Annotated in this window: 17 protein-coding genes; 15 read left to right on the top strand and 2 right to left on the bottom strand. The window is 44.5% G+C overall.

The genetic code is table 11. The annotated features are described in order from the left end of the window. The first annotated feature begins 13 nt into the window (after positions 1 to 13). From eutL to H580_RS24960, 15 genes are all read left to right on the top strand, one after another. A complete protein-coding gene (eutL, locus tag H580_RS0120250; RefSeq protein ID WP_028596400.1) occupies positions 14 to 667 on the top strand; it encodes an ethanolamine utilization microcompartment protein EutL in 654 nt (217 codons plus the stop codon). Between the two features lie 11 nt (positions 668 to 678). Next, entirely contained in the window at positions 679 to 1350 is a 672-nt protein-coding gene (locus tag H580_RS25645; protein WP_051217604.1) for a BMC domain-containing protein, read from the top strand. A 28-nt stretch (positions 1351 to 1378) separates the two neighbouring features. Continuing rightward, positions 1379 to 2851 carry an acetaldehyde dehydrogenase (acetylating) gene (locus H580_RS24965; protein WP_051217603.1) on the top strand — a complete coding sequence of 491 codons (1473 nt, stop codon included), beginning with the start codon at positions 1379 to 1381 and terminating at the stop codon, positions 2849 to 2851. 244 nt (positions 2852 to 3095) lie between these two features. Then, complete coding sequence (gene pduA / locus H580_RS0120235; protein WP_028596399.1) at positions 3096 to 3386, top strand: propanediol utilization microcompartment protein PduA; 291 nt, start codon at positions 3096 to 3098, stop codon at positions 3384 to 3386. A 206-nt stretch (positions 3387 to 3592) separates the two neighbouring features. Next, positions 3593 to 4459 carry an ethanolamine utilization cobalamin adenosyltransferase gene (locus H580_RS0120230; RefSeq protein ID WP_028596398.1) on the top strand — a complete coding sequence of 289 codons (867 nt, stop codon included), beginning with the start codon at positions 3593 to 3595 and terminating at the stop codon, positions 4457 to 4459. A gap of 27 nt (positions 4460 to 4486) precedes the next feature. Beyond that, the gene (gene eutD / locus H580_RS0120225) at positions 4487 to 5122 is read left to right on the top strand and encodes an ethanolamine utilization phosphate acetyltransferase EutD (RefSeq protein WP_028596397.1); all 636 of its coding nucleotides are present in this window, start codon (positions 4487 to 4489) and stop codon (positions 5120 to 5122) included. 212 nt (positions 5123 to 5334) lie between these two features. Next, complete coding sequence (locus tag H580_RS26545) at positions 5335 to 6177, top strand: hypothetical protein (RefSeq protein WP_028596396.1); 843 nt, start codon at positions 5335 to 5337, stop codon at positions 6175 to 6177. Positions 6178 to 6198: 21 nt separating this feature from the next. Continuing rightward, complete coding sequence (locus H580_RS0120215) at positions 6199 to 6474, top strand: EutN/CcmL family microcompartment protein (RefSeq protein WP_028596395.1); 276 nt, start codon at positions 6199 to 6201, stop codon at positions 6472 to 6474. Continuing rightward, positions 6467 to 7012 (top strand): BMC domain-containing protein, encoded by a 546-nt coding sequence (locus H580_RS0120210; protein WP_028596394.1) that lies wholly within the window; start codon positions 6467 to 6469, stop codon positions 7010 to 7012. Before H580_RS0120215 ends, H580_RS0120210 begins: the two co-directional genes overlap by 8 nt. A 60-nt stretch (positions 7013 to 7072) precedes the next feature. After that, the gene (gene eutH / locus H580_RS0120205) at positions 7073 to 8176 is read left to right on the top strand and encodes an ethanolamine utilization protein EutH (RefSeq protein ID WP_028596393.1); all 1104 of its coding nucleotides are present in this window, start codon (positions 7073 to 7075) and stop codon (positions 8174 to 8176) included. Positions 8177 to 8456: 280 nt separating this feature from the next. Next, a complete protein-coding gene (locus tag H580_RS0120200) occupies positions 8457 to 9191 on the top strand; it encodes a hypothetical protein (RefSeq protein WP_051217602.1) in 735 nt (244 codons plus the stop codon). Beyond that, the gene (locus H580_RS0120195) at positions 9181 to 9939 is read left to right on the top strand and encodes a hypothetical protein (RefSeq protein ID WP_028596391.1); all 759 of its coding nucleotides are present in this window, start codon (positions 9181 to 9183) and stop codon (positions 9937 to 9939) included. The genes H580_RS0120200 and H580_RS0120195 overlap by 11 nt, the downstream gene beginning before the upstream one ends. A gap of 273 nt (positions 9940 to 10212) precedes the next feature. Further along, positions 10213 to 11031, top strand: a complete 819-nt coding sequence (locus tag H580_RS0120190; RefSeq protein ID WP_028596390.1) for an amino acid ABC transporter substrate-binding protein — start codon at positions 10213 to 10215, stop codon at positions 11029 to 11031. 14 nt (positions 11032 to 11045) lie between these two features. Next, positions 11046 to 11714, top strand: a complete 669-nt coding sequence (locus tag H580_RS0120185) for an amino acid ABC transporter permease (protein ID WP_028596389.1) — start codon at positions 11046 to 11048, stop codon at positions 11712 to 11714. 12 nt (positions 11715 to 11726) lie between these two features. Continuing rightward, a complete protein-coding gene (locus H580_RS24960) occupies positions 11727 to 12545 on the top strand; it encodes an amino acid ABC transporter ATP-binding protein (RefSeq protein ID WP_051217601.1) in 819 nt (272 codons plus the stop codon). Between the two features lie 140 nt (positions 12546 to 12685). On the opposite strand, the gene H580_RS0120175 is transcribed toward H580_RS24960, so the two are convergent. Together H580_RS0120175 and H580_RS0120170 are read right to left on the bottom strand one after the other, a co-directional pair. Further along, positions 12686 to 13312 carry a TetR/AcrR family transcriptional regulator gene (locus H580_RS0120175; protein WP_028596388.1) on the bottom strand — a complete coding sequence of 209 codons (627 nt, stop codon included), beginning with the start codon at positions 13310 to 13312 and terminating at the stop codon, positions 12686 to 12688. Positions 13313 to 13645: 333 nt separating this feature from the next. Next, a complete protein-coding gene (locus H580_RS0120170; protein WP_028596387.1) occupies positions 13646 to 14491 on the bottom strand; it encodes a VOC family protein in 846 nt (281 codons plus the stop codon). Between the last annotated feature and the right edge of the window lie 36 nt (positions 14492 to 14527).

Genomic DNA, 14527 nt, shown 5'->3' with positions numbered 1-14527 from the left:
CTAGGAGGAACGTATGAGAAACGATCCGATTCATGCAAAGGTGTTGGGCATGAAGCTCATTTCCAACGTTAGCCCTGATATGGCAAGCCAGTTGGAGCTGAAGCCGCACCATAAAAGCTTGGGCATTATTACTGCTGACATTGATGATGTTACGTACGCGGCACTTGATGAAGCTACGAAAGCAGCAGTCGTAGACGTTGTTTACGCGAAGAGCATGTACGCTGGTTCCGCAAATGCTTCCACGAAGCTTGCAGGTGAAGTTATCGGCATTATCGCAGGGCCTAGCCCAGCGGAAGTGCGCAGCGGACTTAACGCAGTCTCTGATTTCATTGAGAGCGGCGCACACTTTGTGAGCGCAAATGACGATAACAGCATTGCCTATTTCGCACATTGCGTATCTCGCACAGGTACGTACTTGTCCCAAACGGCGAACGTTCAAGAAGGCGAAGCACTTGCTTACTTGATCGCGCCTCCGTTGGAGTCGATGTATGCACTTGATGCAGCATTGAAAGCTGCTGATGTTTCGATTGCGACGTTCTTCGGACCGCCATCCGAAACGAACTTCGGTGGTGCGCTGTTGACAGGCAGCCAATCCGCTTGTAAAGCAGCATGCGACGCATTCGCTGAAGCTGTGCAATTTGTAGCAGATAACCCGACGCGTTATTAAGGTGCTAGCTTATGAGACATAATGCGCTAGGTCTAATAGAAGTAAGAGGCTATTTAGGAGCAATTGCCGCTGCGGATGCTGCCTTGAAGGCGGCAAACGTAACTTGCATTGGTATTGAGCGAGTGAAAGATGGGTTCCGTATGATCAAGCTCAGCGGTGATGTAGGTGCTGTGCAATCTGCAGTGGATGCAGGAGCAGAGATTGCCGTGCAATTGGATGTACTCGTTACCCGCCATGTGATTGCAAGAATGCATGAAGAGACGGCTGCAATGGTATTGGGCCCGAACGAAGGCGAGAAAAAGGTTTCTGTTGCTGCTGATGCGAAAGCACCTGCTGATCGTGTAGATTCTGCTGCGGCAGCGCCATCTGATGCAGACTCATCTATCCCGGCAGAAGAAGCAACTGCACAGGTGACAGCTGCAATGGAGGAAACGTCATCGACGATTGAACCTGCAAAAGTTGCAGAGCCAACTACGACGAAACATCAAGAGTCTGCATCAAATGCTGTAACCATTTCAAATAAACAAGAAATTACGAAAGAGCTGACGCCTTTGAATGGCAAGCAAGAGACAGTAGGGAAGCCTGAAGTGAAACTTGAGGCCAAGCCTGCCGCTGTTCCTGTAAAGCCAACTGCCCCATCGGCAGCAAAGCGTTCTAAGCACAAGAAGAAAGCTAGCTCTTAATTAACGTAATGGGAGAGTAGGAATATTGATGGAAATGCTGGATAAAGACCTAAGATCCATTCAAGAAGTCCGTGATCTTATTAAAAAAGCCAAAGAAGCTCAAGCAAAATTGGCTGTTATGACACAGGCACAAATCGACGCTATCGTCAAAGCAATCGCAGATGCGGGTTATGCACATCGTGAGAAGCTTGCAAAGATGGCTAATGAGGAAACTGGCTTTGGCCGTTGGGAAGACAAAATCGTCAAAAATGCATTCGCTTCTAAACATGTCTATGAGTCTATCAAAGATATGAAGACGGTTGGCATTATCAATGACGATAAAGCCCACAAAGTGATGGATGTAGCTGTACCAGTTGGTGTCGTTGCGGGATTGATTCCTTCCACGAACCCGACATCTACAGTTATCTATAAAGCGCTAATTTCACTTAAAGCAGGAAACAGTATTGTGTTCTCCCCGCATCCGAATGCATTGAAAAGCATTTTGGAGACGGTAAAAGTAATCAATGATGCTGCTGTACAAGCTGGTTGTCCAGAAGGTGCAATTGCATCGATGACAGTTCCTACAATTCAAGGAACAGATCAATTGATGAAGCATAAAGATACATCTGTCATTCTTGCAACAGGTGGAGAAGCGATGGTAAAAGCAGCTTACTCCTCTGGTACGCCAGCTATCGGTGTAGGTCCTGGTAATGGTCCTGCCTTCATCGAGAAGAGCGCGAACTTCGAGCTTGCTGTTAAACGCATCTTGGATTCCAAGACGTTCGACAACGGTACGATCTGTGCTTCCGAGCAGTCAGTAATCGTAGAAGCTTGCAGCAAGGAAGCGGTAATGGCTGAGTTCAAGAAGCAGGGAGCATACTTCCTGACTGCTGAAGAAGCTGTTCAGCTTGGCAAGTTCATTATGCGTGCGAATGGCACGATGAACCCGCAAATCGTGGGTCGCAGCGTTGACCATATCGCGAAGCTTGCGAACTTGAACGTACCAGCTGGTACTCGTGTCCTCATTGCTGAGGAAACAAGTGTTGGCCGCAACGTTCCATACTCCCGTGAGAAGTTGGCTCCAATTCTTGCCTTCTACACAGAAGACAATTGGGAAGCGGCTTGCGCGCGTAGCATCGAGATCTTGAATGGTGAAGGTGCTGGACATACGATGATGATTCACTCTGAAAATGAGGAAATCATTCGTCAGTTCGCACTTAAGCAGCCAGTATCTCGCTTGCTCGTTAATACGCCGGGTGCATTAGGTGGTATTGGTGCTACAACAGCAATCGCTCCTGCACTTACATTGGGATGCGGTGCTGTAGGCGGAAGCTCTACTTCCGACAATGTTAGCCCGATGAACCTGCTTAACATCCGTAAATTGACTTACGGATTGAGAGAGTTGGAAGACTTGGTTGAACAACCAACAACACAAGCTGCTCCAGCAGCAGCAACTATTTCTCAAGACGACAAAGAGCAATTGATCAGCATGATCGTAGCTCGCATTCTCGAAAAAATGTAATTGTTCTCGTTTTCTTATTTTGGACTGGTTATAAGCAACCGCTCGTAATGGCGAAAGGGAGCAGAATCATTTTAAACAATGGCATGGTTCGACGTTATAGATGAGTTTTTCCCCAATAGTTATATAAAAACTCAAGGACAACAGCGAATGAAAAATGTATTGTTTCCCAACTGCTATTGCGAGCAACTGTTTATATATATCTATTTATTCACTAATTTCACATATAACTTAGGAGGAATTTACAATGGCAAACGCAAACGCACTAGGAATGGTAGAAACTAAAGGTTTGGTAGGCGCAATCGAAGCAGCAGACGCAATGGTAAAAGCAGCAAACGTTACACTTATCGGTAAAGAGCAAATCGGTGCAGGTCTAGTAACAGTAATGGTACGTGGTGACGTAGGTGCAGTTAAAGCAGCTACAGACGCAGGTGCAGCAGCAGCTGAGCGTGTAGGTGAGTTGTTGTCCGTACACGTAATTCCAAGACCACACACTGAAGTAGACGCAATTCTTCCAAAAACAAAAATTACGGAGTAATTTCGTTCTGGAAGCATAGGATCTCTCCTATTTAGGCATTACGCATTATGCTAGTTTATTCAAGTTCACGGCTCATGAAATAATAAATGATTTTTACCTAAAGGTTAGGTTGGAGGGTGCGGTGTAAACTTGCACCCCCATCTTGCCTATAGCGATTTTCTCTAAAGGCAGCGGCTCAAACAGCCGCATGTAAAGGATGTGAGAATATGGCTGTTATAACGGAAAGCGAACTGCGCAAGCACTTTCGCAATCAGAACTTGAAAGAGGTTGCCGTTTATGAAGTAGTGAAGGGGACAATTTTGACGCCTTCTGCCAAGAGCTTCCTAACGGATCATCAGATCGAGCTTCGCTTCGTACAACCTGGTCAAGCTTCCGCTTCTGAGACGGAGACATCAATCAAGACGTCAGCAACGACAGAGGCATCAGAGCTAGCTAATACGTCCGCAGCATCTTCCGCTTCACAGCGGGAAGTAAAGCTTCAAATTACGAAAAATTTAGACACCGAGCCACAAACGGCAATGAAAAAGCGTTTTCGTACGTTATATGGTGGTTTTCTAGAAACAAAGCCAGAGCATATGACTCATTTGTATGGAAATATGCTGGTGTTTAAAGATCATCCTCGGATTTTGTTCCGCGGCAAACTAGATTCGCTAGAAACGAAACTATTAGAAGCACAAATCAGCTGTCACAAGCTGAACATGACCAAGCTGGTCGAGGATTTGGAAGAAGTATTGCAATTTGTAAGACGCATCGTTCGATGTGAAGTGTTAAGTGAACCGATTGAACAATTTCATTTGCTTGGGATGACTTCTGAGGAACTGCGGGCGCAGTCTCATTTTCCCAAGAAGCATTTTGGATTGGAACATTTTCAACCCAGCTTTGATATGGGCGAAGCGGTTGTTGTCATAAATGCGTTGCGCACAATGACGAGGGAGACGGAACTGCTGGCTTATCAAGCCTTCAAGAAGGAACACGGCGAAGCCGATCGTGAAGATATCATTTTATCATTGAATCGACTCTCTTCGTTGTTCTGGATTATTATGTTCCGCATCCGCGTAGGACAGTACAACTAAGATCGTACAACTGATGAGGTGAGCAGAATGGATAATCAGCTAGTTGAAAGCATTGTAAATGAAGTTATTAAACGCGTACAGGATGAAGCTTGCTTCGAGGTAGAAGCATCAGGCAAACACGTTCATTTGAATCGTGAAGCAATCGATGCTTTGTTCGGTGAAGGCTATCAATTGACGAAAGCACGCGATCTTTCTCAACCAGGACAATACGCTTGTAAAGAGCGTGTTACGCTAATCGGACCAAAAGGCAGCTTGCACAATGTTATCGTACTTGGACCAGAGCGTAAACAGTCCCAAGTGGAAATTTCACTTACGGATTCAGTCGTACTAGGTGTGTCTGTACCTGTAAGAGAGAGCGGAAAAATTGAGGGAACACCTGGTGTTATTATTGCTGCTGGCAGCAATGTGCACAAGCTTGATCAAGGTCTTATCGCAGCACAGCGCCACATTCACGTAAAGGCAGAAGATGCAGCGAAATTTAACGTGACAAATGGTGAGATCGTGCAGGTAAAAGTAATGGGCAAACGTCCACTTATTTTCGACGATGTACTCATTCGTGTTAGCCCTAACTTTGAGACGTATATGCATATCGATTATGACGAAGCGAATGCATGCGGCTTTGTAAAAGGTACGAAGGGCCAAATTTTAAAGAAAACCAAGTAAAAGTTCGAGCGCAGCATTGTGCTTGTCAAAGTGGGAGTAGCAGGTATTGCTTTCGATCGCTGTTGTCGTCGAGTTCTTTCTATGAATGAATGCTTTCACAGTGGGAGCTCGACGACAAAGGCGACCACTTCGTTTTTTATATGATGAGATGCTACTTCCTATACGCTAAGTAGTATCTTTTTGTTCAATCTATCCTTACAGGGGGTGAAAAAATGAACTTAGAAGCTCATCAACAGGCCGCACTCATTCAGGCGGTAACGGATGAAGTGATGCGAAGACTTGAGCAGATGAAACAAGATCAATCGACAGTAACGAAAAAACGAGCGGTACTACTATCTATGGAATCGCTTCCAGAGTTAGAAAGTATGCTGAATCCGCATGTTGAGGTTTCCTATTATGAAGCATCGATGCGAGATTGTGATTTGCTCATTATTCCAAAAGTATGTCTCCAACTGCTTGCTAATTTAGCAAATGGACTTAGTGCAGGACCGCGTGAACGATTTGTGTTGACGATGCTTCTCAAAGGCAGACAAGTTGTCGTGTTGGAAGAAGGATTGCTTTATCGCAAATACAAAGCAACGGCTCCTATCCATTTGTACAAGTTGTATGAAGGTTTTGCTCATCAGCTTAGCAATTACGGGATCAGAACGATCAAGACTGCGGAATTGTTATCGGTATGCCAAGAGAATCGTTCAGGTGCTGCAGTGTCTGTGGAGACATCTGCTGAAAATATGAGTCATCAAGATCCGAAGCAGGAAGTGAAGCAATTACAACACGACCAGCAGCAATCCGATGCTCAATTGAGATGCTCGCTCACGCGTACACATACGGAAGCAACGGCTTCATCTTGCACGATTCCTCAAGTCAGCACAGCAGAACCGACAGAAGCAATGACACCCGAAGTGTTGACTTCAAAAGTAATCACGGAAGCAGTTGTGAAGAAGTTCCGTCAATCGCACCATCGCGATGAAATCGTAATTAGTAAGCGCAGCATTATCACGCCGCTGGCGCAAGATTATTTGCGTATGCAGCAGATGCAAGTACACAGAAGATAACGGCAAGGTGAGGTGAACCCGATGATCGTGGGAAGAGTGGTAGGCAGCCTGTGGGCTACTCGTAAAGACAACAAGCTTAATGGGTTGACCTTTTTGGTAGTGAAGCCCATAACGCATGAGGATGGAGCGATTCCGCGCGACAGCATTGTTGCTGCGGATAATGCGGGTGCAGGTATTGGCGATACGGTGCTTGTGACGACAGGAAGCGCTGCCCGAACGTCGATATCGAATTCGGATGTTCCTGTGGATGCAGTGATCGTGGGAATCGTCGATTCTATCGAGGTATCCCATGACTAGTGCAGTAGGCGTCGTTGAGCTGCGAAGCATCAGCAAGGGCTATGAGACGGCTGATCAGATGCTGAAAACTTCACCTGTGACGGTTCATCATCTCAAGCCGATATGCCCAGGTAAGTTTCTAATCATTATGAGCGGTGACACGGCTGATGTAGAAGTTGCGATGGCAACAGCCAAAGTAGAGGCAGGCGACTATCGCATTAGTGACTTTGTGCTGCAGGGCATTCATGCTGACATCATCGAAGGGCTAAAAGGACGTAAGTCCTCTATTGCTGTAGATGCGATCGGTATCATAGAAACATCTACCGTGTCTTCTGGTATTTTTGCTCTTAATGAAGCTTTGAAGCAGTGCGATATACATGTGAAAAAAATGAACCTCGGCATGGCAATTGGCGGCAAATTTCTCGCCGCATTTACAGGAAGCGTCAGCGACGTGGAGCAAGGAATGAACGTCTTTATTTCCGCTATGGATCAGAAGCGGATCATTCATACGACGGTGCTGCGCTCTCCAAGCGAAGAAATCAAGCAGCAGTTCCGCTAAGAGGTCATTATAGAAAGATCATTGTAAGAACGCTCATCATAAGAATGGGGGATCACCTTCGTGGAAATCAACGAAATTATTATCTACGCCATGGTACTATTTATGGTTCTCGGTGCGCTTGATAAAGCCATTGGAAACAAATTCGGATTGGGACATCAATTCGATGAAGGGATTATGGCGATGGGGTCTTTGACCCTTGCGATGGTAGGGATCATTTCTCTATCTCCGGTCTTGGCAAAAGTATTAAGTCCGATCGTTGTTCCGATTTATAGCGCGCTTGGCGCAGACCCAGCTATGTTCGCGACTACACTGTTAGCGAATGATATGGGTGGATATTCACTTGCGATGGAGCTAGCGAACACACCTGAAGCAGGATTGTTCGCAGGTACGATTTTAGGCGCAATGTTAGGACCGACAATCGTATTTATTATTCCAGTTGCACTAGGTATCATTAAGAAAGATGACCACAAGTTCCTTGCAACGGGTGTATTGGCTGGTATTATTACCATTCCACTTGGATGCTTGGTTGGTGGATTGGTTGCAGGCTTCTCGATTGGCATGATTTTATCCAACCTAGTACCAATTATTATTTTCGCAGTACTTATCGCACTTGGTTTGTGGAAGTTCCCGCAAGGGATGATTAAAGGCTTCACGATCTTTGGTCAATTTATCGTAATTGTAGCTACACTAGGTCTTGCAGTAGCTATTATTCATCAGCTTACAGATGTTACGATTATTCCTGGTATGGCTCCAATTAGTGAAGGAATCGAAATTGTTGGTCACATTGCTATCGTTTTGGCAGGTGCTTTCGCGATGGTATTTGTTATCACGAAGCTGTTCAACAAGCCATTGATGAAAATGGGTAAATTGCTTGGCATGAACGAAGTTGCAGCAGCTGGTATGGTTGCGACACTTGCTAACGTTATTCCAATGTTCGGTATGATGAAAGACATGGACGCTCGTGGTAAAGTCATCAACGTTGCTTTCGCAGTATCCGCAGCATTCGTGTTCGGTGATCACCTTGGCTTCACAGCTGGGGTAGCAAAAGAAATGATCTTCCCGATGATCGTCGGTAAGCTGGTTGGTGGTATTACAGCTGTATTTGTGGCTATTTTCCTAGCGAAGAAGATGGCTCCAGAGCCTGCAGCTGTAGAAGGAAAGTAATATCTCAATTTAGCATGTGAATTAACATGCAACATAAATGATTAGAGATAGATGATAGTCACCTAAGGAAGTTAACAAAGTAGAACTCGCAGCCCAGACACGATGTCATATGTGTGCTGAGCAGCGGGTTCTTTTTTATTTTGATTACCAGGCGCTCAGGGTTCGTTTCATTTAGAAAGCAAGGAATATGCAAATACGATGTTGAATAAGAAAATAAACGAATAAACGGAAAGAACGCTCTGTTGATGAGGTGATTTTAGAGTGTTGGAGAGGTGAGCTAATGGTTGCTGAGACGAATGGATACAGCCAATATAACATTTTTCAATCTGTCGGCATTGCTTTGGGTGGGGTAATCGTCTTGATTATCGCCATATATATGTATCGCAAAAAGCAAGATAAATCTGTGAAACTAAGGGTCGTTGCTATTGTTATCTACGTAGGATTATTCTCTTTCTCAACTAGTTTTACATTTAATCAACAAACAATGAAGCTCGCCATACTTCCGCTTGGAGTATGGTTTCTACTCGCGGTTCTACCGAAACAATCGAAAGAAAGATACCGTCCTTATGCATGGCTAGGTTTCTGTTCCAATTATTTGTTCCTCTTTCTCACGATTGTTATTAGCTTTATTCATGAAGGCGTGTATCCAAAGTCTAATCCGGCAACCTACATTTCCTACCTCGATAATGCCGCTCTCATTTCAATTCATTCTTCAGCACAGCCAGCCGAATTCAATAAAAATCGACTTCAAGAGCAATTAGAACATCTAGTTCCTACGGATATGCAGGTCGATGAGTGGCATCGTCAGTCAGTTATGAGCACACAATCTCATTATAATCGTGAGCGGTTTCCTTATATGCTCGTTGGTGTAAAGGCTCGGTGGGGAAGCGGTCTGTCTTCAACCATTTATATCGAACACGACGGGAAAGGATTATTGCTTACGACACCTGAACAGCAGCTATACTATCGGGTCGGAGAGTCACTCCTTAAGAAGGAGGTTAACGATGCACAGTAGAAAGAAACAGTGGACAATAGCTGGAATAGTACTATTGGCAGTCATTTTTAGCTGCATTTGGTTTATATGGCTGCCATCGCATCCGAGTCCAATCCCTAGTCGTCAAGCTATGCTTGAAGAGATTCGTAAACACTCCTTTGGCGTCGAAGCGCAAGAGATTGTAGATGTAATCTCGTTAGATGATCGGCACGTCTATGTTCCTTATATTTCAAAGGAAGGTAGTTATGGACAAAGCTTTTGGAGGTGGGATCGTACTCAATGGGTAATGGGTGGGATTTTGGAAAAGGGTGAGCCTTATATTTGGGAGTTCAATGGAGAGCCGTCTAAGCAATATATCGTATATCATGTTGATCCGCAGGATGAAGTAGGAGTGCTGAAGTATCATCTCTTAAGAGGTGTACATTACCAAATAAGCGATGGCTCGCAACGATATACGCCTAGTGTTCAGATGTCTATATCCGTGCCTGTAGAAGAGCGTCGATATGGTGCCATTCCTGTGCCTGATGACTGGATACGTTTAATGGAAGAAGAGGCTCGAGTAAATAGACGTGAGCGATCATCCGATAATTTTGGCTGGATGGCGTCTTCTGCCTTAGTACGGATCGTATGGCATGCATATGATCGCAAGGGCAAGGAGACATTTGCCGAACACTCTGTAAATGGCTCAAGTTATCGTAATGGTGAGCTTGCGCTTCAGTTTATTTCGATTATAAACGAATCTGAGTTGGAAAATGCTCGTAATCCCTGAGAAAGCCACTACATACCCTACAGTTATTATTGCGAATAAGGCTAAAATGTGGAATAAACTATTGTTCTTACGAAGAAGCTATCTACATGATAGGTAATGATTTTAGCTAATTAATTTAAAACTTAGTTAATTCATCGGAATTATAAGAAAAAAAGATTGTACAGAATCGAAATGCGTGATATTATCGGAACAATCATCGAATGCACGGAGTCAAATAGCAACGAAATAATGGCTTGCAAATGGTGATATTACATGTTTAGGGGGCTGTACGATATGAAGAAAAAGACGCTAACAATATTGTTCCTTGCATTTGTCACAATGGTACTGGCAGCATGCGGCAGTCAAAGTGATAGCACCAAGTCGGGAGCTGGCCAAAGTACAGAAGCGAACCATTTGCTTGCGCAAATTAAAGCAAACGGCAAGATTCGTATCGGTACAGAAGGAACATATCCTCCGTTTACGTTTCATGATGCTAGCGGTAAGCTGACAGGCTTTGACGTAGAGCTTGCTGAAGAGATAGCAAAACGCTTAGGTGTAACACCAGAATTTCACGAAGCAAAATGGGATGGCATGTTTGCAGGCTTGGATAGTAAGCGGTTTGATATTGTTGTGAATCAAGTGTCCATCAACGAAGATCGTAAGAAGAAGTATGACTTCTCTGATCCTTATAGTGTGTCAAAAGCCGTACTCATTGTGCATGAGGAAACGACTGATATCAAGTCTTTGTCTGATATTAAAGGTAAGAAGGCTGGTCAATCCTTGACATCTAACTTAACTGAGATCGCTAAGGAAAACGGTGCGGAAATTGTACAAACAGATGGCTTCAACCAAGCGATCGAATTGCTAGTTTCCAAGCGTATTGATGTGACGATTAATGATGGTTTGTCTTTCTTAGACTTTAAGAAACATCGTCCTGATGCAAAAGTAAAAGTTGTCGATGAGCATCCGAATGCTTCCAGAAGCGGTGTATTGATTGCTAAAGGTGAGCAGGAGCTTGTTGATGCGATTAACAAAGCACTTGCGGATATGAAAGCAGACGGCACGTATGTAGCCATTTCTCAGAAATACTTTAATGCCGACATTTCAAAATAATTGGGTGATCGCTCGTGGATAATAAATATTTGGAAATATTTCTTGACTCCCTGTGGCCGTTATTGAAAGCTGGATTGCTGTTCGCAATTCCGCTTACACTGATCTCTTTTGCTATTGGCCTCGTGTTGGCGTTGTTAACTGCGCTTGCTCGCTTGTCATCCATTAAGCCATTGGTATGGCTTGCGCGGTTCTATGTATGGATTATACGTGGAACGCCATTGCTCGTGCAGCTGTTTATTATTTTCTATGGACTTCCGAGCTTAGGTATTACAATAGGTGCATTTCCAGCCGCCATCATTGGGTTCTCGCTTAGTGTTGGCGCATACAATGCAGAAGTGATGCGAGCTGCTATTCAGTCGATTCCAAAAGGGCAGTGGGAAGCGGCGGAGTCGCTTGGTATGACACGCAGTCAAATTTTACGTCGTATTATTTTGCCTCAAGCAGCTCGAGTATCGGTACCGCCATTATCGAATTCATTTATTAGTTTAGTTAAAGATACTTCCTTGGCTGCTACGATTACGGTGACGGAAATGTTCCAACGTGCCCAGCAAATTGCAGCAGTAACTTACGAGCACATGCTTATTTACTGTGAGGTAGCCTTAATTTATTTGTTTTTCAGTACGATCTTGTCTGCACTGCAAGCAAGAGTGGAGAAATACTTTGAACGCTATACGGTTCGATAAGGGGGCTACGTTATGATTCGGTTAAAAGACATAAACAAGAGCTTTGGAAACGTCCCCATCTTAAAACATATTGATCTGCGCGTAAATAAGGGAGAGACAGTCGTTATTATTGGGCCTTCTGGATCAGGTAAATCAACTTTACTGCGCTGTTTGAATTTGCTGGAGCAGCCGACGAGCGGTTATTTACGTATTGCAGACGATTCTCTGCAATTGAAGGATGGGGATTCGATCAAGCAGACAGATGTGATGAAAATACGATTGCATACAGGGATGGTGTTTCAAGCCCACCATTTATTTCCGCATATGACGGCGGTGCAAAATGTAATGGAAGGGCTCGTGACCGTTCGACGTCAAGCAAAAGTAGAAGCTCGTGCAGCAGCACTTCGGCTATTAAAGAAGGTCGGCTTGGCTGATAAGGCAGATTCGTATCCATTTCAGCTGTCTGGGGGACAGCAGCAGCGCGTCGGTATTGCGAGAGCATTGGCATTGGAACCGAATGTATTGCTGTTTGATGAACCTACTTCTGCGCTTGATCCTGAGATTGTGGGGGAAGTACTTAATGTTATGGACGATCTCAAGCAAGAAGGGATGACCATGGTCATTGTCACGCATGAAATGCAATTTGCTCGCCTAATTGCTGATCATGTTGTCTTCCTAGATCAAGGTGTCGTTGTTGAGGAAGGGTCACCGGATCAAGTATTTGATGCTCCGACTCAGGAACGGACAAAGCAGTTTCTACAGCGTCTTGATTGGATGAGGGAGCGCCTTCCGACGGGGCCTGACGCAGAGCTGTTTGCGCCTCAAAATGAGGAGGTTGGCATTGTTCATTAAAAGTAGACATACAGCGAGACAGCGTAGGTGAAAGGTTCACCCTCGCTGTCTCTTTGTGTTGCCGCATATGTACTTATTCGTTTATAAATGTTCTGTGTAATCAGCTTGTCATGACTAAGCAGGCTAGGCCAGTTCCTGCTTTACAGTTTCATGGTGGCTTGTTGAATAATACGAATAAGTTCACTGCTGTACGTCTCTAAATCTACATCTTTCGTGGAAGGATTCAGCAAGAACTCACCAATCGCACCTTGAATGACATTTGACATGATGGCTACATGGAAGTTTCCGAACACACCTTGCTGCTGACCTTCTCGCAAAATATGCTGCAGCGTACTTACTAACGCATCTTCCTCGTCTTCCTCAGCACCTAATTTGTAATACGGAACTTGCTCAGGTGTTCGCGCATTGAAAATAATTTCGATCAGTGCGGTTTGATGAGCAGGATGCGTGACTTGATAGGCTAGGCTGGCAGTGATAAAGGCTTCTAGCTTCTCTTCAGGTGTATTTCCCTGAGCAACTCTCTCTAGCACATACGAAGTGGAACGCTCTACCAGCTTGATGAGCAAATGATTCATCAGATCATTCTTATCCGAAAAGTGGTAGGAGATAAGCGCTGTGCTAATCCCAGCTCGTTTTGCTATTTTAGCTAAACTGGCATTTACATACCCAATATCATCAAGGGTTTGAACAGCAGCCTCAATAATTTGCTCCCGTCTTGCAGCTGCAATAAACGATTGTTTTCCTTCTGGTTTATGGTCTTGGTTCATCTAACATCGCCTCAATTGTCGCAATTATTTGGATTTTGTCTGATTTAATTTCCCGAGCAATAATAAAGCTACGACGATAATGGGAATCACTATATTGCTTGGATCTATCCGTACCAAGGGAAGTCTAGTGTATTCATATTATCGCTGTACATATACCAAGTATACCAGAGTGCAGCCCCTCCAAGTAATACACTTAGAAAAGGAATGACTGCTTATAAGTTCGATGAAATATTGAAAGAAAATCGCGGACATACAAATACACCCTGCCAAAATGGAAGGCAGGGTGTTAGGTCCATTCATTTGAATGGAAATAGCGACTGACATCGCGGCGGATCAGACTTGTAATTGAATTCGGTTTCCTGACGGATCTATCGTTATGAGGTGACCATCTTCTTCTTGGACCTTTTCACCGATTTCTTTTAACTGAGCAATAACTCGTTGTCTATTAGCAGCAGTGGGGAACACGATTGCATAGGATTCCAGGCCTGTGCTGTTCGGGGGTGGTGTAGGAGCGCCAACTCCAGCCCATGTGTTTAATCCAATATGATGATGGTATTTACCTGTCGAAATAAATAGTGCCTGAGGGCCGAAGCGGTTTACCACTTCAAATCCAAGACCATTTATATAAAATTGCTCTGCTCTAGCTAAATCCGCAACATGAAGATGAATATGCCCCATAATCGTTCGATCTGGAAGGCCGCTCCATCTTCCCGTTTCATTGGTCATAAGCTCGGGGAAATGTAATGGCTCTGTTGTCATGGCCACGATATCATTATGCCAATCCCACGCATTAGGGTCACGATCAGCATAGATCTCGATTCCATTTCCGTCTGGATCAGATAAATACAGAGCTTCACTTACAAGGTGATCGGCCGATCCAATCTGGATATCATGCTCTACAAAGTGACGAACGACATGAGCTAGATCCGAGCGCTCTGGCAGCAATAAGGCGAAATGATAAAGTCCAGTAGTTCTTGGCTGCTTCGGTAGAACGTGCTCGGGCTGCTCAATCTTTAACAGAGTTGTTTTGCCGTCAGCAGTCAATTCTGCACTTTTATCAGACCGTTTCAGTATTTTAAACCCAATGACTTCTTGATAGAAAGTAAGGGAGCGTTCTATATTTTGCACCTTTAGGTTGACTTGGCCTACAAAAGTGTTCGGTTCGCGATGGAAATGCATAATGATTGCCTCCTTGTGTATATTTCATATGTTCCG

It is taken from the genome of Paenibacillus assamensis DSM 18201 (assembly GCF_000422445.1).
GTDB classification, from domain to species: domain Bacteria; phylum Bacillota; class Bacilli; order Paenibacillales; family Paenibacillaceae; genus Paenibacillus_B; species Paenibacillus_B assamensis.
Note: the sequence above shows the minus strand (reverse complement) of the source record. Positions and strands in the feature narration are given on the sequence as shown.

Bases quoted from the DNA above. Each gene is read 5' to 3' on its own strand.
- eutL (WP_028596400.1), top strand. From the start codon at position 14: ATGAGAAACGATCCGATTCATGCAAAGGTGTTGGGCATGAAGCTCATT.
- H580_RS25645 (WP_051217604.1), top strand. From the start codon at position 679: ATGAGACATAATGCGCTAGGTCTAATAGAAGTAAGAGGCTATTTAGGA.
- H580_RS24965 (WP_051217603.1), top strand. From the start codon at position 1,379: ATGGAAATGCTGGATAAAGACCTAAGATCCATTCAAGAAGTCCGTGAT.
- pduA (WP_028596399.1), top strand. From the start codon at position 3,096: ATGGCAAACGCAAACGCACTAGGAATGGTAGAAACTAAAGGTTTGGTA.
- H580_RS0120230 (WP_028596398.1), top strand. From the start codon at position 3,593: ATGGCTGTTATAACGGAAAGCGAACTGCGCAAGCACTTTCGCAATCAG.
- eutD (WP_028596397.1), top strand. From the start codon at position 4,487: ATGGATAATCAGCTAGTTGAAAGCATTGTAAATGAAGTTATTAAACGC.
- H580_RS26545 (WP_028596396.1), top strand. From the start codon at position 5,335: ATGAACTTAGAAGCTCATCAACAGGCCGCACTCATTCAGGCGGTAACG.
- H580_RS0120215 (WP_028596395.1), top strand. From the start codon at position 6,199: ATGATCGTGGGAAGAGTGGTAGGCAGCCTGTGGGCTACTCGTAAAGAC.
- H580_RS0120210 (WP_028596394.1), top strand. From the start codon at position 6,467: ATGACTAGTGCAGTAGGCGTCGTTGAGCTGCGAAGCATCAGCAAGGGC.
- H580_RS0120200 (WP_051217602.1), top strand. From the start codon at position 8,457: ATGGTTGCTGAGACGAATGGATACAGCCAATATAACATTTTTCAATCT.
- H580_RS0120195 (WP_028596391.1), top strand. From the start codon at position 9,181: ATGCACAGTAGAAAGAAACAGTGGACAATAGCTGGAATAGTACTATTG.
- H580_RS0120190 (WP_028596390.1), top strand. From the start codon at position 10,213: ATGAAGAAAAAGACGCTAACAATATTGTTCCTTGCATTTGTCACAATG.
- H580_RS24960 (WP_051217601.1), top strand. From the start codon at position 11,727: ATGATTCGGTTAAAAGACATAAACAAGAGCTTTGGAAACGTCCCCATC.
- H580_RS0120175 (WP_028596388.1), bottom strand. From the start codon at position 13,312: ATGAACCAAGACCATAAACCAGAAGGAAAACAATCGTTTATTGCAGCT.
- H580_RS0120170 (WP_028596387.1), bottom strand. From the start codon at position 14,491: ATGCATTTCCATCGCGAACCGAACACTTTTGTAGGCCAAGTCAACCTA.